This window comes from Halanaerobacter jeridensis, assembly GCF_016908315.1.
Taxonomy (GTDB): Bacteria; Bacillota; Halanaerobiia; order Halobacteroidales; family Halobacteroidaceae; genus Halanaerobacter; species Halanaerobacter jeridensis.
Genome location: NZ_JAFBDQ010000015.1, coordinates 14,779 through 33,405 on the forward strand (window position 1 = coordinate 14,779; position 18,627 = coordinate 33,405).

At 34.3% G+C, this 18,627-nt stretch carries 21 protein-coding genes; 2 read left to right on the top strand and 19 right to left on the bottom strand.

Translation table 11 applies throughout. The features are described from left to right. Positions 1-8 precede the first annotated feature (8 nt). From larE to JOC47_RS12415, 13 genes are all read right to left on the bottom strand, one after another. Positions 9-806: an ATP-dependent sacrificial sulfur transferase LarE gene (gene larE, locus JOC47_RS12355; RefSeq protein WP_239551206.1), complete on the bottom strand. Its 798-nt coding sequence runs from the start codon at positions 804-806 to the stop codon at positions 9-11. A 22-nt stretch (positions 807-828) separates the two neighbouring features. Next, positions 829-1,242 carry a nickel-responsive transcriptional regulator NikR gene (gene nikR, locus JOC47_RS12360; protein WP_204702397.1) on the bottom strand — a complete coding sequence of 138 codons (414 nt, stop codon included), beginning with the start codon at positions 1,240-1,242 and terminating at the stop codon, positions 829-831. 551 nt (positions 1,243-1,793) lie between these two features. Next, positions 1,794-2,138, bottom strand: a complete 345-nt coding sequence (locus tag JOC47_RS12365; RefSeq protein WP_204702398.1) for a DUF2023 family protein — start codon at positions 2,136-2,138, stop codon at positions 1,794-1,796. Between the two features lie 67 nt (positions 2,139-2,205). Next, entirely contained in the window at positions 2,206-2,895 is a 690-nt protein-coding gene (locus JOC47_RS12370; protein WP_204702399.1) for an HD-GYP domain-containing protein, read from the bottom strand. A gap of 36 nt (positions 2,896-2,931) precedes the next feature. Continuing rightward, positions 2,932-3,222, bottom strand: coding sequence for a DUF2325 domain-containing protein (locus JOC47_RS12375; RefSeq protein ID WP_204702400.1), 291 nt, complete (start codon positions 3,220-3,222; stop codon positions 2,932-2,934). 181 nt (positions 3,223-3,403) lie between these two features. Next, the gene (locus JOC47_RS12380) at positions 3,404-3,544 is read right to left on the bottom strand and encodes a hypothetical protein (RefSeq protein ID WP_204702401.1); all 141 of its coding nucleotides are present in this window, start codon (positions 3,542-3,544) and stop codon (positions 3,404-3,406) included. Between the two features lie 14 nt (positions 3,545-3,558). Continuing rightward, entirely contained in the window at positions 3,559-5,550 is a 1,992-nt protein-coding gene (feoB, locus tag JOC47_RS12385; protein ID WP_369127968.1) for a ferrous iron transporter B, read from the bottom strand. A 215-nt stretch (positions 5,551-5,765) separates the two neighbouring features. Continuing rightward, positions 5,766-5,978, bottom strand: a complete 213-nt coding sequence (locus JOC47_RS12390) for a FeoA family protein (protein ID WP_439109077.1) — start codon at positions 5,976-5,978, stop codon at positions 5,766-5,768. A gap of 387 nt (positions 5,979-6,365) precedes the next feature. Continuing rightward, a complete protein-coding gene (locus JOC47_RS12395; RefSeq protein WP_204702404.1) occupies positions 6,366-8,180 on the bottom strand; it encodes a ferrous iron transporter B in 1,815 nt (604 codons plus the stop codon). 1 nt (position 8,181) lies between these two features. After that, positions 8,182-8,415 carry a FeoA family protein gene (locus tag JOC47_RS12400; protein WP_204702405.1) on the bottom strand — a complete coding sequence of 78 codons (234 nt, stop codon included), beginning with the start codon at positions 8,413-8,415 and terminating at the stop codon, positions 8,182-8,184. 344 nt (positions 8,416-8,759) lie between these two features. Further along, the gene (groL, locus tag JOC47_RS12405) at positions 8,760-10,436 is read right to left on the bottom strand and encodes a chaperonin GroEL (protein WP_204702406.1); all 1,677 of its coding nucleotides are present in this window, start codon (positions 10,434-10,436) and stop codon (positions 8,760-8,762) included. Between the two features lie 79 nt (positions 10,437-10,515). Continuing rightward, positions 10,516-10,806 (bottom strand): co-chaperone GroES, encoded by a 291-nt coding sequence (gene groES / locus JOC47_RS12410; RefSeq protein ID WP_204702407.1) that lies wholly within the window; start codon positions 10,804-10,806, stop codon positions 10,516-10,518. 271 nt (positions 10,807-11,077) lie between these two features. Beyond that, positions 11,078-11,953: a M23 family metallopeptidase gene (locus tag JOC47_RS12415; RefSeq protein WP_204702408.1), complete on the bottom strand. Its 876-nt coding sequence runs from the start codon at positions 11,951-11,953 to the stop codon at positions 11,078-11,080. 200 nt (positions 11,954-12,153) lie between these two features. Here JOC47_RS12415 and JOC47_RS12420 point away from each other — a divergent pair, with 200 nt between their 5' ends. Continuing rightward, positions 12,154-12,450, top strand: a complete 297-nt coding sequence (locus tag JOC47_RS12420; protein WP_204702409.1) for an ACT domain-containing protein — start codon at positions 12,154-12,156, stop codon at positions 12,448-12,450. A 23-nt stretch (positions 12,451-12,473) separates the two neighbouring features. Next, positions 12,474-13,838, top strand: a complete 1,365-nt coding sequence (locus tag JOC47_RS12425; RefSeq protein ID WP_204702410.1) for a PFL family protein — start codon at positions 12,474-12,476, stop codon at positions 13,836-13,838. A 124-nt stretch (positions 13,839-13,962) separates the two neighbouring features. Here JOC47_RS12425 and JOC47_RS12430 read toward each other — a convergent pair whose 3' ends face one another. The 6 genes from JOC47_RS12430 to JOC47_RS15575 form a co-directional block, all read right to left on the bottom strand. Beyond that, on the bottom strand, positions 13,963-14,889 hold the full coding sequence (locus tag JOC47_RS12430) for an L-lactate dehydrogenase (RefSeq protein WP_204702411.1): 927 nt from the start codon (positions 14,887-14,889) through the stop codon (positions 13,963-13,965). Positions 14,890-14,946: 57 nt separating this feature from the next. Continuing rightward, positions 14,947-16,287, bottom strand: coding sequence for a DUF512 domain-containing protein (locus JOC47_RS12435; RefSeq protein WP_204702412.1), 1,341 nt, complete (start codon positions 16,285-16,287; stop codon positions 14,947-14,949). Between the two features lie 540 nt (positions 16,288-16,827). Continuing rightward, entirely contained in the window at positions 16,828-17,133 is a 306-nt protein-coding gene (locus JOC47_RS12440) for a MoaD/ThiS family protein (protein WP_204702413.1), read from the bottom strand. Between the two features lie 6 nt (positions 17,134-17,139). Then, positions 17,140-17,640 carry a molybdopterin-guanine dinucleotide biosynthesis protein B gene (gene mobB / locus JOC47_RS12445; RefSeq protein ID WP_204702414.1) on the bottom strand — a complete coding sequence of 167 codons (501 nt, stop codon included), beginning with the start codon at positions 17,638-17,640 and terminating at the stop codon, positions 17,140-17,142. Positions 17,641-17,659: 19 nt separating this feature from the next. Continuing rightward, positions 17,660-18,151 (bottom strand): MogA/MoaB family molybdenum cofactor biosynthesis protein, encoded by a 492-nt coding sequence (locus JOC47_RS12450; RefSeq protein WP_204702415.1) that lies wholly within the window; start codon positions 18,149-18,151, stop codon positions 17,660-17,662. Continuing rightward, positions 18,144-18,617, bottom strand: a complete 474-nt coding sequence (locus JOC47_RS15575; protein ID WP_338035353.1) for an MOSC domain-containing protein — start codon at positions 18,615-18,617, stop codon at positions 18,144-18,146. The genes JOC47_RS12450 and JOC47_RS15575 overlap by 8 nt, the downstream gene beginning before the upstream one ends. Positions 18,618-18,627: the final 10 nt, after the last annotated feature.

Here is an 18,627-nt window from a genome sequence, read left to right on the forward strand (position 1 = left end):
CTCCTCATTTAATATCCAGACTTATTCATCTTACCAGTCTGGTAACCACCTAAATCCATTGTTATATATTCAAAACCTAATTCTTGTAATTTATTATTAATCTGGTCTAATTTATCTTCAGCAAAAAATTTACTCCGCTCTTCAGGAGCAACTTCAATTCGAGCTACTTCACCGTGATATCTAACTCGCAGTTGTTCAAAACCTAACTGCTGTAGATAAATTTCTGCTGCTTCAATTAATTCTAATTTTTCCTCTGTAATCTCTTCTCCATAAGGCAATCTAGTCGCTAAACAAGTAGTTGAAGGCAAATCCCAAGTTGATAAACCTAACTTTTGTGATAATTCTCGAATTTCAGATTTACTCAACTCTGCCTCTTTTAGTGGACTATGTACTTCTAATTCATCAATTGCCTTCATCCCCGGACGATAGTCTCCTAAATCATCAACATTAGTTCCATCAGCTAGCGGCCAGTTCCCAGCAAACTCCTGTAAGTGAGTAAATATTTTTCGTTTGCAATAATAACATCTATCAGTAGGATTATCCTCTATTTCAGCCATAAGTTCCTCATCAAGGCTTAAAAATTGATGTCTAATCCCAATCTCCTCTGCCATCTTCTGGGCTTGTTCCAATTCCTGTTGGGGATGGATGGGAGATTTAGCAGTTACAGCTACAGCATTATCTCCTAAAACATTATGACTTACTTGAGCCAACAAAGAACTATCTACTCCCCCAGAAAAACCAATCACTATCTGACCTAAATCAGCTATAATTTCTTTCAATCTTTCATGTTTCTCTTCTAAATTCATAATTAGACCTCCAACTTTTATATTATAAATCAGGTTCAGTTGTTGTTAAATTTAATTTGCTGTGCTTAACTCCCTTAAGACCACTTAATTTATGAGCAACTTTCTGAATCTTTTGCGTTGGCCCTTGAATAACTACTACTTCTAAACAGTGCTTCTGGTCTAAATACAGATGTAAATTTGATTTAAACAAACAATTATAATCACATTCAATCCCCACTAATTTATCGGGTAAATTATGCTGATGATGATTATAAATTAAAGTTAAAACTCCAATTACTTCATCTAGTTCCTCTTGAGCTTTCTCAGTCACAATTTTATCACGAATCAAATCTCGAATTGCTTCAGAACGATTATCATAAGTCCCTGCAATTAATTCATCGAATTGTTGCAATAAGTCTTTATCGACTGAAACACCAAACCTCTTTAAATCAGTCATTTAAATCTCCCCCCCTAACTAAGCACAGCTTTAAGCAATAATTTTATCATTTTAAATATATTCGTAACACATAATTAATATTCGTGTCACAACTTTGGACTTCTAGACTCAACCAGTAATTCCTCTTATTAATTCTAATCAATACAAAAAAGTCTGGACTAATTCCAGACTAAAAGTTTAAATTATATGTAATTTTATTTGCATTTAAAAATTAGCTGATGACCCCTGCTCAAATCTGCAGCAGGGGCTATTGTCTAATTGTGAACTTGACATTACAACATCCCCCTTAATTTATAGTGAACGGTTAAATTTAACCGTTATGTCCGCCAATTTCTCGACCAAGATATTTTCTTCTCACTTCTCTATCTCTCATTTTGGGCACCTCCACTTTTCTTATTTTGATAATCATTATCAATAGTTTCTAAAAAATATTCTACTATTAGCTTTTAATTATTATCTAATTGAAAATGATTATTAATTTATCTTAATTAAATTATAGGATATATTATTCACCTTGTCAATAATAATTATCAATTAATTTAAATTTAACCTTATCCTACTAATTCATCTACCTCTCTTTTAGCAGATGTCCTTTCAATATATCTTTCACACTGCTGTACACGGTCATACCCAAGCATAATACCTAGCATAAAATCCTCTTCATCAGTATAATCTCTCAAATCACTTTTAGCAATCTCTTTGATGACATTAATACACTTCTCATTGCCAAAAAAAACATTAATTTTCTCTGGAGTTACATTATAAATAACATAAGGAATATTATTATCCTGTAGCCGCTTTTCAATAAACTTTCTATTCTCAGCTTCAGTTGTATGCAAAATTAAATTCCTTAAACCTTTTTCATATTCATATAAATGATGACAAAATACTTTCATTTTTATTCCTCCAATTTATTCTTTGCTTCTGTCTATTAACTAAATAATTCTATCTTTATATATTCCCTTAAACTTTTTTCGAATGAAACAAACTATTATGATTAATCTCTTTTATTTTATCTTCTGCAACAAAATCATTCTCTATTTTCTTTTCAACTTCTTTTAAAAGATCGGGAATCTTAGTAAAAATTTTATTAAAATGCTTTACTACTCTAGGACAAAATTGTTCTCCACTATGCTCATTGACCTCATTATAAGCATACCCATAACTTTTAGCCAGTCGATAACTTCTATCAGATGTAATAGCATCAAAAGTATCTGCTACCGCAATTATTCTAGACCCCAAAGGAATTTGCTTCCCCTCTAATCCACTTGGATAACCTAAACCATCATATCTTTCATGATGATATAAAACAATAGTAGATACAGATGTAAATAAGGGGATTTCCCATAAAATTTCATGCCCAATGCCTGGATGTTCTTGCATCTTTTTCATTTCAGTTGCTGTCAACTTACCAGATTTATTTAGCACCTTTTCTTCTACACCAATCTTACCAATATCATGCAAATGAGCTGCATAATGAATCCGTTCTATCTCCTGGTGATCTAACTTCATTTCTTGGGCAATAGCTGTAGCTAATTCTGCTACTCGCCAGGAATGTTCAAAAGTATAACGATCTTTGGTACTTAAAGTGGTTATTAAAATTTCAATTACATCATGTACATCTATTTTTTTATTTGCACTTATATTCTTCATTAAATTCCCCCACTACTTTTATAATTAAAAACATCTTTAATTTAACAACTGCCTTCTCTCCATTTTTTTATAAATTGAAGACCAACTTCTTCTAGAAAAGATAGCATTTATATTTTTTTCCTTAGCCTCTTGTTTGACTTTCTTCATCGCCGAATGGTGAATATAATCAGTCAAAACTAATACCATATCAACATTAACTGGCAGCTTAAAACTGCGGAAAACACTTTTCTTCCTACCTGAAATATGCTTAATATCATCAAAACCCAGCGATTCAATATTATTTTTAATACTTCCCAAATTATCTGCTCCTACTACCATTAATGACATTATTTTTTCCTCCTTTCCTACTTCACTATATAAAACACACTTTGGTTGAATTTGATATTCATTCTCAACAGTTGCCAAAAAATATTGTCTGCTCTAAAATTATAAACTGACAATTTAATAGCTCCCATGCATTCATGAGAGCAATTAAATTGTTTAAATTCAAATCACTAATTTATTACTTCTAACTACAGCTGCAGTCATCACTATCTTCACTATAAGGACAACCAACACATTTAGCCCCTTTTTTCTTTTCAATGATAATCTTTGCCGCTGCACCAGATATCATTGTTAAAATAATCAATCCTACAATTAAGTTCGCCATATTTATTCATCCCCCTAGGCATTAACAGTTGCTTCCGACTGCACTTCTTCTTCATCTGTCATGAAATAAACAATTACGCTCATCATTGCCCCTACAGCTATTAGTCCTGGTAAGAAACCAGTTCCTAAAGAACCTGTAGTGATTAATGTTCCTACTTGATAAGTAAGGAAGGACGCAATATATCCTACACTAAACTGGAATCCAATCGCTCCCCATAACCACTTTTTACTCTCAAGTTCTGCATTCATTGCTCCAATTGCAGCAAAACACGGCGGCGTAAATAAATTGAACACCAAATATGCTAAAGCAGCTACTGAAGTTAAGCCCATTACACTAGCAACATTTGTACCATCGCCAACTAAAGCAAATTCTTCTGGATTAATGAAGTTAGTAATCGAATATACAACTGCTAGTGTTCCTACTACATTCTCTTTAGCAATAAAACCAGTAATTGCTGCTGCAGCTAACTGCCAAGCTCCAAATCCTAATGGAATTAATAAGATAGAAAAAGGAGAAGCAATACTAGCTAAGATACTTGTACTTTGTGCTCCTTCTGCTACCACTTCAAACTGCCAATTAAATGTCTGCATGATTTGCACTGCGGCATTACAAATAAGAATAATTGTACCAGCCTTGATTACAAATGCTTTTCCACGAGATGCCATAGATTTAGTAGCTCGTTTGATACTTGGAAATCTATACTCCGGTAATTCCATAATAAATGGTGACCTAGTACTTTTATCACCAGTTATCTTTCTAACAATTAACGCACCGATAATGATAATTCCAATTCCTAAGAAATACATCGTTGTGCCCACCCAGCCTGCATCGTTAAAGAAAGCTCCTGCAAATAAAGCAATCACAGGCAATTTAGCTCCGCAAGGCATAAATGGTGTCAACATCGCTGTAGTTCGTCGTTGTCTTTTGTCTTTAATTGTTCTTGTCGCCATTACACCTGGAATTGCACAGCCTGTTCCAATAATCATTGGAATAATTGATCTTCCTGATAGACCAACCTTCTTAAAGAAACGATCCATAACTACAGTCACTCGAGCCATATAACCACAGTCTTCAAGTAATGCTAATAAGAAGAATAAGACCATAATCAATGGTAAGAAACCAACTACTGCTCCTACTCCACCAATAATTCCATCTAATAAGATTGCTCTTAAAACTGGTGATACACTATCACCTAACATACTTGCTACTCCAGCATTAAGTTGATCAATCCAACCTACAAATATATCTGCAAATAGTGGTCCTACATGCGTTTGCGAAAGTGAGAAAACAGCCCACATAATCACAGCAAAAATAGGAATACCAAGCCATTTATGTGCTACAACTCTATCTACAGTATCCTGGATAGTCTGTTGATTACTTTCTACCTCTCGTGTTTCTACTTTATCAATAATACTCTTCACAAACTCAAATCTTCGTTTATCAGCCGCTTCTACTGCACTTCTATCTGTCAAATCTACATCTCCAGCCTCAAATGGTGCTGCTTGCTCTTCAGCTTTAACTTCATGAACTGCAGAAACTAAATCTTCTAAGCCTTGATTCTTAGTTGCTACTGTATTAACAACAGGACAGCCTAATAATTCAGATAATTCTTCTCTATCTAAGTCTATATTTTTCTTAGCAATCAAATCACTTTTATTCAAAGCCACTACAACAGGAATTCCTAATTCAAGCAACTGCGTGGTAAAAAATAAACTTCTACTTAAATTAGTAGCATCTACAATATTAATGATTACATCTGGATCTTCATTTTTTACAAATTCCTTTGTAATATTTTCTTCAGAAGTAAAAGGTGACATTGAATAAGCCCCTGGCAGGTCTACTGCAGTAACTTCTGCTTGTCCTTGATTAAGATTTTCTTTAATTTCTCCTGCTTTTTTATCCATCGTCACTCCCGACCAATTACCAACATGAGCAATTTCACCTGTAATTGCATTAAACAAAGTTGTTTTCCCACTATTGGGGTTACCTGTAAGCGCTACCCTAATAGTTTCTTGATTGTTCATTTTCTTACCCTCCATTTTTTATTATCAGCCATTAATTTTTTATCATACAACCATTGACTTGGCAATGCCAAGTCACATACTTGTTTTTATTCTTATCCTTGCTCACTACTAATTACTGTTTTTCTCTCTTTCCTCTTCACTTTCTTCTCTCTTTACTTGTTACTCATCACTCATCACTATTTACTCTTTACTATTTACTAAATAATAATCGCCTCAGCTAAATTCTTATCAATACTATATCTTGAATCCTTAACATTAATCACATAATTTTCAGCTAAAATAGAGATTAATGTGACAGTTTCTCCTTCATAACAACCTAAAGTAAATAAAAATTTCTTTAGTTCTTCATCATCAGTTTTAATCTCTTTGATCACATATTCTGTATTAGTCTCTGCTTCTGCTAAATTAATTACCGTATTGCGGGAAGTTTCTACTGCTTTTTCGCCTCCAGTTAAAAATTCACTAATTTTACTAAACATAATGTTTTCCACCAATCTCCCCTCCTTGGATTGATTTTGAAATCCATTATCAACAAAAATCAAAAAAATAATTTATGCTTCATCTATTCAATTTTACCTAGCTTTAAGTAATTGAAAATGATTTTCTATTTCACTTCACTTAAATTATATTGGGATTTATGAAGAATGTCAAGATGAAAGTTAAATTTTTCACATTATCAGGAACAGTTACTAATTAGTGGGTAGTAGCTAATGAAGAGTTGGAAGTTAAGCTGCTCTTAAAATATGTTTAGGTAAAAGAAAAAAATGGGCTTACGCCCATTTTAGTGCTCTGATTGATTAAGCTTCTAATCGTTCTTCAAAGTCTGAACCAAAGGAAGGAATATATCTAATTGCTATTAATAAACCAACAATAATTATCCAGCCTAGTAATGAAAAACTACCGCCTTGGAAGGCGAAATTAACAAATCCACCGACAGTTAAAGTTGTAAGTAACATTATTCCAGCTGATTTCATCATTGCAAAAATTCCTAGTTCTTTAATTAAGACTACAAAAGTAGCTACACAAGGAAAATAAATAGTCAACACCGTACTAGCGACTACTAGCTGTTTGGCTGTTAAATTTAATGGGGCCAACATGCCCATTGCTAAATCTTTACGCAAAAATCCAATCAATAATGCAGTAATAACTTCTTGCGGCAAACCAAAAACTTGATTTAAGAACGGGCCAAATGTAGTAGCTAAAAAATCAAAAACTCCTAATATATAAAGTAAATTGGCAATTAAAACCCCAAATAACATATAAGGAATTGCTTCTTCTAAAAAGCTAATAATTCGCATCCATAATTTTTTCAAAACTGTTGTCATACTTGGAATTCTAAATGGTGGTATTTCCAGCAGTAAATCAGAACTAAAGCCCGGCATCAATTTATCCATCAATAATCCGACTGTAAACCAGACCATTATTAAAATTAAGAATATATGAAGTAAATACTGTCCTCCATACGGTCCTAACAAGCCAAAAATCATAGCAATTTGTGCCATACAAGGAACCGAGATAGCCATTAAGGTACTAGCAATAAATTTTTCCCGTTTACTATCCAAATTACGGACTGCCAATGCTGCCGGCACATTACAACCTAATCCTAAAATCATAGGAATAATTGAGAAACCGTGTAATCCGACCCGGTGCATAATATTATCTACTAAAGTAGCTAACCGAGGTAAATATCCTGTATCTTCTAATAAACCTAACATGAAATAAAAAGCTATAATATAGGGTAATACTGCTGCAAAAGGAATAAAAATTCCTGTAGTTAAAATTCCAAATGATTGACCAAAGTCTATCGTTCCGCTAATCAAATTACCAATTAGTAATTTGTGGAGAAATGTTTCTGCTCCTAGGATCTGACTTAATTGTGTTACCACTGGACGATAAAATATTTCAAATAATGGCTCAGTTACATTAGCAATTAGTCCTTCACCAATAAAGCGGATAATCATAAATGATAGGTACATAAATATAATGGCAATTGGAATCCCAGTCAGTGGCTTAACGGTAGCATCTTCAAACCATTCTAGGAATGTGTGCTTACGGTCTTGAATATGCTGAGTATTTTCAATAATCTCACCAATATGTGCCCACCGTTCTTCCGTACTACCATAATCACTATCAACTACTTCTCGATAATCAAAGTGATAAGTTATATCTTTAATACCGCGATTTTTTACAGCAGCAGTAGTAATCACCGGCACTCCTAAATATTCTTCTAACTTTTCGATATCAATCTCAATTCCTTTATGTTCAGCTTCGTCCCACATATTAAGCACTACAATTACCGGTATATCTCGTTCTAATAACTGCAGCGTCAAATTTAAATTACGTTCTAAATTTGTTGCATCTAAGACATTAACTACTAAATCTCCTTTATCCAACATATCAACTGCTACTTCTTCTGCTTCATTAGTCGGGTCTAAGGTATAAGTCCCCGGCACATCAATAACATCAACCATTTCACCGCGCCAGTTTCTTTGGCCCTCGGTATATTCAACAGTTGTCCCTGAATAATTAGAAGCAGTCACATTAGTTCCTGTTAATTTAGAAAAGATAACACTTTTCCCTACATTGGGATTACCCATTAAGAGGATATTCATGCTATGCAACCTCCACTATTATTTTTTCAGCCATTCCGTGACCAACAGCCACTTTAGTGTGATCTATTTGCACTGTCACTGGTCCCCCAATAAAGGATTCATTTATTTTTACTATTTCTTTGCCTGGTCTGATTCCTAAATTATTCAATTTTTCTTCTAAACCACAGCCGCCATTAATTTCTAATACTGTTCCGGCTTGATCTGCATTTAATTGATGTAAAGTCATTTTTTTCATTGTTAATCCCCCCACTATTTAATAGTTCGTTTCTTACTTCCCAGACAGTTCTTTATTGAAAACAGTTTTCAATTAAAAGTAAAATTTTTAGTCCTGCTAAATTTTATAAATAAATGAAAATGATTTTCCTTATCGCAAAGTAATTATATAAAAATTATGAACTTATGTCAAGACGAAATGAGCAAATGCTCGTTTAATCCCGGTGTTCAGCATCTCCCCTTCAACAATTAACAACCAACTAAAATCTATTGGATTATACACTCAAAAAAAATAAAAAAGCCCCCGCCGTGAAGCGAGAGCTTTTAAATAATCTATAATATGCGGCTAGAAAATGGGGGGAGGAGTTACATCATTCCTCCAAGTCCACCCATTCCTCCCATGCCGCCCATACCGCCTGGCATTCCACCGCCGGCAGGAGCGCCACCGTCATTATCATCATCTTCGTCGTCTCTATCTGCTACAACTGCTTCAGTAGTTAGTAGTGTAGAAGCTGCACTAGCAGAATTTTGTAGAGCAGAACGAGTTACTTTAGCTGGATCAACGATTCCATTTTCAAGCATATTTACAAATTCACCAGTATAAGCATCGAATCCAATTCCATCTTCCTTCTGCTTAACTTTCTCTGCAATTACTGCACCTTCATATCCTGCATTATCAGCAATTAATCTTAGAGGGGTTTCTAGTGCTTTTCTTACAATATCAGCACCAGTAGCTTCATCTCCTTCTAGTTCTTCTGTTAGATCTTCTAGTACAGGTAGAACATCTAATAATACTGTTCCACCACCAGCTACAATACCTTCTTCAACTGCAGCTCGAGTAGCATTTAATGCATCTTCAATTCTTAATTTCTTTTCTTTCATTTCAGTTTCTGTAGCAGCTCCAACTTTAACTACTGCTACTCCACCAGCTAACTTAGCTAATCTTTCTTCTAACTTTTCTCTTTCAAAGTCAGAATCTGTATTTTCAATTTGACGGCGCAGCTGAGAAATCTTCTGTTCAATATTCTTTTCATCTCCAGCACCATCTACAATAGTAGTATCATCTTTTGTAACTTTTACGCTATGAGCTTGACCTAACATGCTCATATCAGCATTTTCTAGAGACATACCGATATCTTCAGTAATTAACTGTCCACCAGTTAAGTCTGCAATGTCATCTAGCATCTGCTTTCTTCTGTCACCGAATCCTGGTGCTTTAACTGCTACACAGTCAAATGTTCCTCTAATTTTATTCACTACTAATGTAGCTAATGCTTCACCTTCAACATCATCAGCAATAATTAATAGTGGTTTATTTTCTTGAGCAACCTGCTCTAATAGCGGAACAATCTCTTGTACAGAACTAATTTCTTGGTCAGTCATTAAGATATATGGATCATCTAAATCAGCAATCATCTGCTCATCATCAGTTACCATATATGGAGAAAGGTATCCTTTATCAAACTGCATACCTTCTACAACTTCTAAGTCAGTACCCATTGTTTTAGATTCTTCAACAGAAATAACTCCGTCTTCTCCTACTTCTTCCATTGCATCTGCAATTAATTCTCCTACTTCATCATTGTTGCCAGCAGAAATAGAAGCAACTTGAGAAATAGAATCTCTATCTTCAACAGGTTTACTTACCTTTTGAATTTCGCTAACTGCAGTATCTACTGCTTTATGAATACCTCTTCTTAATCCGATTGGATTAGCACCTGCAGCTACATTTTTAAGACCTTCATTAAAGATTGCTTGTGCTAATACTGTTGCAGTAGTAGTACCGTCACCTGCAGCATCATTAGTATTAGTAGCAACTTCTTTAACAGTTTGAGCACCCATGTTTTCAAATTTATTCTTTAGTTCAATTTCTTTAGCAATTGTTACACCATCATTAGTGATTAATGGTGCTCCAAATCCTTGTTCTAAAACTACATTACGTCCTTTTGGACCTAATGTTACTTTTAAAGAATCAGCTAAAGAATTAACTCCATCTTCTAACTCATGTCGCGCTGTTTCACCAAACTTTATTTCTTTTGCCATATGTAACCCTCCTTAAAATTTTATTAACTTATATTTAAATCGAGATTTAAATTTTTATTCTTTTTCAATCTATAATTGATTACTCTACAATTGCTAAAATATCACTTTCACTAACTACTAAATATTCTTTTCCGTTTCTCTTTAGCTCTTTTCCTGCGTAATCATTATAAATTACAACGTCTCCTTCTGCTACTTCTGGTTCAGCAACTTCACCATTATCTAACTTTTTACCTGGGCCAACAGCAACTACCTTTCCTTCTTGCGGTTCTTCTTGCGCACTATCTGGAATTACAATGCCACCTTTTGTCTTTTCTTCCTTTGCTTCTACCTTTTGAATTACTACTCGATCACCTAAAGGCTTAATATCCATTAGTAACCCTCCCTTTATGTAATTAAATTAACTCTTTTCTTTGTTAGCACTCACTTTTATCGAGTGCTAATTATTACATAAATAATAATAACCGACTCATTAGAGAAAATCAAGTCGAACCCTTAGCTGTTATTGCTCTTTATAGTCGATTTAAATTGATTAGATAGCTATAACTCTGTTTTTCTTAAATAAACAATTATTTTAGTGGTTTCTGATTAGTTTGAAATCTAAAAGAGATTTTGAATTTGCATCCTTAGCTAAAATTTACTTACTATAGCTTTAATCTAATAAAATCTGCCGGATTTATAAAAATTCGTCCAATTGACATCGACCAATGCAAATGAGATCCTGTAGAAAAACCAGTATCTCCTACTAACCCAATCACTGCTCCCTGTTCTACTTTATCACCTCGTTTAACTTTTAGTTCACTACAGTGTAAATAAGAAGAAAAAACATCCCAGCCATGGTCACTAATTATCGTATTCCCTGTAGCTAAAAGATCATCAGCTAACACTACTTTTCCCGCATTAGTTGCTTTGATAGGAGTACCTGCAGGCACAGCAATATCTATTCCACTATGTCGATTAGCTAAATTTCCATTATGATAACGAGTGGCACCAAATCCAGTACTAACTCTTCCTTCAGCTATCGGACGGATAAATGATTTAGTCCATAGTCGCTCAGAACTGCTTGCTATTCGGGCTTGATAGACCAACTTTTTATCCTGTTTTCGTCTTTTTTGACGTTTAGGATCAGTAGGCTTTACTTTTTCTTGATTTTCTTTATCAACCTTCAAATAGCTTTTATCAAAATCACCATCCTGCACATTAATAGACCACTTTTTTAGCACTTGTTTTTCCTTATTAACTACAGATAATTTATATCTTTTAGTCTCTAACCAATAGGAAACAGGGACTAACGTTACAGCTTTATTTTTTTCAGTTTTAAAATCATAATCATTGCCGGCAAATAATACCTGCCCTTCTTTTAAATCATAGGGCACTGTTACTTTGATTAAACCACCCTGCTGGACATTAGCTTTATTAATAGTAATCTTCTCACTAGCGGCTGTAACAGGAGTCCATCCACTTAAGAATAAAAACCCCAACAATAAAACAATGATTGTTTTTTCTTTTTTAGAATTCAATATTATAAACTCCTTTCTAAATTACTACTTAATAAATTTATTATTCTCTACTGTCATCTTTTTTCCTGTTTTACTTTCAGATTAAAATACAGACTTTACTCTTAATTGACATTCACAAGCAAATAATATAAGATGTAAATTAAATTATTCATATATTATTTAATAGCTATGTCTTTATTATTATATAAAGGGGGTAAATTATGACTGAAGAACAAGAGCAGGGAAAAGAAAGAGCAGTTGTTACAGTCTTAGGTAGTGACAAAGTAGGAATTGTATCTGAAGTAAGTAATCTATTAGCTAAACATAATGCTAATATTGCTGATATTAGCCAAACATTATTAGAAGATCTATTTACAATGATTATGTTAGTCGAATTAGATAATTTAGATACAGATTTTGAAACTCTAAATCAAGAATTAGAAGAGAAAGGTCAAGAATTAGAAGTAAAAATCATGCTACAGCATGAAGAAGTATTCCGCTATATGCATAGAATATAAGGATTAGAGAAAGGAGTGATATTTTGCTATTTAATACCGGAGAAATATTAGAAACAGTTAAGATGATTAAACAGGAAAATTTTGATATCCGGACTATTACCTTAGGTATTAATCTCCGCGATTGTGCCCACCCTGATATTGAAGTCTTAAAAGAAAATATCTATGAAAAAGTAACTTCTACAGCTGAAAATTTAGTAGATACAGCTAATAAAATTGAAGCCAAATTTGGCATGCCTATTGTTAATAAAAGAATCTCTGTCACACCAATTTCAATTGTAGCTAATGCTTGTGAAGAAACTGATTATAGCTCCATTGCTCAAACTTTAGATAAAGCTGCTAAAGAAGTCGGAGTTGACTTTATCGGTGGTTTTTCCGCTTTGATTCATAAAGGCTATACCAGTGGGGAAAGAAATTTATTGCAATCCATCCCTAAAGCTTTAGCAACTACTGATAGAGTTTGTTCTTCAGTTAATGTAGCTTCTACTAAAGCAGGTATCAACATGGATGCTGTTTTAGAAATGGGCCAAATTATTAAAGAAACTGCTGAAGCTACAGCAGAAGATGATGGTTTAGGTGCAGCAAAGTTGGTTACTTTCTGTAATGTACCAGAAGATAATCCATTTATGGCAGGTGCTTTTCACGGCACAGGTGAACCAGAAGCTGTACTAAATATTGGTGTAAGTGGGCCGGGAGTAGTTAAACGCGCTTTAGAAGAAATGCCTGAAAGCAGTAGCTTTAATGAATTATCTGATAAAATAAAACGCACTGCTTTTAAAATTACTAGAATGGGTGAATTAGTCGGCGATACTGCTTCTGACATGATGGACATCCCATTTGGAATTGTTGACCTATCTTTAGCTCCTACTCCAGCCGTTGGAGATAGCGTAGCTAATATTTTAGAAGAGATGGGCTTAGAATCATGCGGGACCCACGGTACTACTGCAGCGCTAGCACTATTAAATGATGCTGTTAAAAAAGGTGGTTCCATGGCTTCCTCATCTGTCGGTGGGTTAAGTGGCGCTTTTATTCCTGTCAGTGAAGACCAAGGTATGATTGAAGCAACTGAGGTTGGTTCTTTAAGTCTAGAAAAATTAGAAGCTATGACTTCAGTTTGTTCAGTCGGTTTAGATATGATTGCTGTGCCAGGTAATACATCCGCAGAAACACTATCCGCTATTATCTCTGATGAAATGGCAATTGGAATGATTAATAAGAAGACTACTGCTGTAAGAATTATCCCTGCCCCAGGCAAAAAAGTAGGCGAAGAAGTAGAATTCGGGGGACTATTAGGAACTGCTCCAATTATGGAAGTGAGTGACTTTAGTTCTGACCAGTTCGTTAACCGCGGGGGACGGATTCCAGCTCCAATTCAAGCTTTAACTAATTAAGTTATAAGCTATAAACTATGACCTAAAAACAAAGTCAAAATCAAAAAACTGTGCCCCATGAATAAATGTCATGCGGCACAGTTTTTACTTATTACTGAAAGCTAAAAACTAAATCGGTGCTAGTCTATATTTCTTTAATTGTTTTCTGCAATGACTCAGCTGATTGATGTAATTGCTCTAATTCTTCTTCCTGAAGTGGAAATTCTAGTATCTTTTCTATTCCATTTTCTCCTATCACACAGGGAATACTTAAGGCAACATCTTCAATCTCATACTCGCCCTCTAAATAAACTGAAACAGGAAGCACAGCTTTTTCATCTATAGAAATAGCTTTGACAATTCTTTCTACTCCAGCAGCAATCCCATGGTTAGTAAATCCTTTCTTCTGCCAAATATCAAATCCAATACTTTTAACTTCTTCTACTATTTCAGGTTTATTAAGGCAGACATCCAAACCTCTAATCTGAGCAAAAGTATCAAAGTTATAACCACAGATTCCTGCTATACTCCACGGTACAAATGAAGACTCGCCGTGTTCTCCTAATAAATACCCAAATACATTCTTCGGATCTAATTCATATTCATTAGCTATAATTCGCATTAACCGCGCACTATCTACTAAAGTCCCTGTCCCAATCACTTTTTGGCGCTCATAACCGGCTTTAACAGCACTATAAGCAACTATATCGACAGGATTAGTAACAGGAATAATAATCGCATCTGTAGTATATTCCATAACTTGACTCATAATATCGGTAGTTATCTCACTATTTATTTTAGCCAAATCTCGGCGCGACTGCCCTTCCTTGACGCTTGGCCCGGCAGTTAAAATAATCAAATCTGCTTCGGCACAGTCACTATAATCTCCAACTTCTAATGTAGCACTGGGATTATAATTATAAGCAGTAGTGTGCGAATAATCCATTACTTCGCCTTTAGCTTTTTCTTCATTTTTATCTAAGAGTGATATCTTTGAAATTGAACCTAGAGATAATAAACGTCCTGTGACTGCACTTCCTACCATTCCTGCTCCAATAACTACTACTTTCATTGTTTTCACTTCCCTTCGTAGTTAAAAGATATAATTTCTTTATTACTTTACCCAAGATTAACGCAATAATTCAACCTCAATTCCTAAATCTTCTTCTAATTGATGATAACTAACTCCCTCTAAATCAAAGCCACGAAAATCAAATGAAGTTTCAGGAAGCAGTACTAAATCAAATTGCTCTAAATCAGTTCCATACTTTTTTAGCTCTATCTTAAAATCTCTAACTGTCAATAATCCAGCACTTAAGATGGAACCACCAAAAAAACTACTCCTTACGACTTTTACATCTATTATATCATCTAATTCCATCTGTTTCACTGCTTGTTCTATCCTATCTTTTGCTAATTCTGAAGTTAATAATAATACTGACTGGGCTTGATAGTCCTTGATCACTTGTTTTAAATTTTGAAAAAACTGAGGGGCCAAATCATAATGCAGCACTGCACCTGATTTAACTCCAGCTTCTTTTTTAATTACAAATTTTTGTTCTTCTTCTCGCTTGATTACTACTTCAGGATCAGCAGAATCTACTAATCTATTAAAAGCATCAACTCTAGTTTGAACTTCTTTTCCTGCAACTTTAAGTATCTGATCTCCCCGCTGCAATTTACTTTTAGCAGCCGGAGAATCAACTATTATTCCATTAACTACTGCCTTTAAGTCATCTACCTGCGCTGGTTCTAAAATTACCGGCACTCCATAACGAGAATTACAGTCACTGATAAACTCCCCTAATTCTTCCCACAAATTTAAATCAAATTTTATATCTTTAGGACTATGTTTAGTATAACCAGGTAAGAACACTCGTAAAGTTTGAGCCCCATACTGATTAAAGAAGGCTATGGTCTCTTCTAAATTAGACCAACCTACTAAATGCGGCATTGCAACAATACTACCGTGATAATCTATCTCTAATTCATTTAATTTCTTAATCCCCTCTAAGACTACTCCAGCACTTAAGTCATTCATTAACTCTTCTCTACCCTCTATAGTCGCACTATTGAGAGAAATATTTAGTTCTACGTTATCTATTTGATTTAAAAACTCAACATTATTCTGTTTCAATCTACTGCCATTAGTAGTAAGTTGAATTGTCGTTTTGGGGAATTCCTCCCGCAGCAATTGAATGATCTCTTGAAACTGAGGATGAGTAAAAGGTTCCCCTTCTTCAATCTTAGTCGCTGATTCACCAATAATAATCTTTCTCTCAGCAGATAAAAAATCTATCATATTCTTAACCTCATTTAAAGGCCGATGCCCGCTAGAAAAAGTTTTGAGTTCCTTAGGATTGCCTTTATGACTGCAGAATTTACAGTCTAAATTACAAACAGACGTTATCGGTAATATATTATCTTGTTGGGCTGATATAACAGCTAATTGTTGTTCTGAATAATCCATATTATTTCCTCCGTAAATATAAGTTAATTTTATTATAGCAATTAAATTATATCAACTTTAGCTTAATTATTAAATACAAAACTCTTTCCAATACCAATATTTTGAATAATCTACTTCAGTTTTTAAAAGACTAATACTATCTTTAAGATAATAATTCCAATTTGAATAAACTTTATAAGGTTTTGCCACCTTTTCATCTGCTAATTTCTTAAATAAATAATCATCAATATAACCATAACCATGGATTAGTTTCTTACGCCCTACTAACCTTAGTTTCCCTTTAACTACATCATCTAAAGGATTATATTTAAATTCTAGCTTATCCTCATAATATGGAAGTGAGCTTTAGACATACTTTAAGAAATTTACCTGAGTGAGAAAGCTTTTTACAGTAATTGCTCAACTACAATTTAAAAACTATCCTCTCCCTGTTTACTATTATAATAGAAAGATTAAATTTTCATCCATCAATTCTTGTATTTTACTTATAGAGACAAAATAAATTCAGCCTTTCAAGGCTGAATTTATTCAAACTATATATTATTCTTCTATCATTCCCAACATCGCTCGATAAGGTCCAGGAGTGCCGGGAGGCACAAAAGCTACCCGATCTCCAGGGCCAATCATTCCTTTCCCAAAAGGAGTCGCTTTCCCATTTATAACTACAGATTCTATTTTTTCTAACGGTAAATCTAAATCTTTAGCTAATTCAATATCAGATTCTTCCCCATCTAACTTAAAGTAGATTGGCAGTGGCCAATCCCGTTGATGAAATAATTCTCTAAGATCTCCAAAACCCCTAACTTCTATCGTATCTTCAGATTTTGAAGTTAATACTTCTTTCATCTTATTTCACTCCCTTCCTTTATCTAAAATATCTCTTTCAATCAATTTTACTACTTCATCTAACTCTTCATTATATATATCTTCTTCTCTACTTTGCTCAGAGTTAATAATTCTCTTTAATACCTCATCTTCTGGAACAGCAAATTCATCATATTCTCCCGGTCTAAAAATTTCTATTTTAGGTACTTGTCCTGTCTTATATCCTTCTATAATCACTAAGTCAAAACTATCATCTATATATTGTTCCACTAATTTTTCTACTTTGACTTCTGTTTCAACTTCTTTAATCATTGCAACTTTCTCCTGTGAAGATAAAACAACTGTTTCTGCTCCTGCTTCTCGATGACGCCAACTATCTTTACCTGCTTTATCAATTTTAAATTTATGAGCATTATGTTTAATTGTAGCTACTTTGTAACCTTTGTTTTTAAGCTTTGGTATCAATTTAGTAATAAAAGTAGTCTTCCCTGAATTAGACCAACCCACTATAGCAATCATTGCTACCATAATTAGCACTCCTTATTAATTATTCTCGAGCACAATCTTCTACTTCATCTTGTAATAATTCCACTGCATGAGGTATCACTTCTAAAATCACTTCTAAACATTCTTGGACTGCTTTAGGACTCCCCGGCAGATTAATGATTAAAGATTCCCCTTTAACTCCTGCTACAGCCCTAGATAACATAGCTTTACGAGTCTTTTTTAAACTCTCTGCCCGCATAGTTTCTGGAATCCCCGGCACTTCTTTCTCAATCACCTCTTTTGTCGCATCAGGAGTTACATCTGTTGGAGCTAAACCTGTGCCACCAGTAGTTAAAATCAAATGTAGCTTTAAGTCAACTGCCATTTTATGAAGCTCATCAATAATCATTTTTTTATTATCAGGTAGCACTTGATAATAATCCACTTGACCATCAATCTCCTGCACAGCTTTCTCTATTACTGGACCACTTTCATCTTTCCGCTCTCCTGCTGCCCCGCTGTCACTTAAAGTTAAGACCCCTACTTTAATCATTTAGCATCACCTCAATTAAAAGATCACTCTCTATCTTGCCCCCTGCTAATACTTTAGCAAAAATACCTCGTTTCGGCATAATACAGTCTCCTACTTGCTGATAAATCTCGCAGCGGTCATGACATTCTTTCCCAATTTGAGTTACTTCTAATAAAATTTCATCCCCAATCTTTAATCTGCTTCCAATCGGTAATTCATATAATTCTAATCCCTTAGTTACAATATTCTCTCCAAAAGCACCAGCCTCTAATTCTAGGCCCTGAGCTCTCATCTCATCAATATCTTCTTGGCCTAAGAGACTGATTTGACGGTGCCAATCTCCAGCGTGGGCATCACCTTTCAGACCATAGTTTTCCTTTAAATAACCTGCTTCAATCTCAGTTTTAGCTTCTCCCTTTTCTTCACTGCGGCAGATAGCAATCACTTGGCCCCAATTATTTTTTTCTATCTTATGATTCTCACTCACTATTATCCCC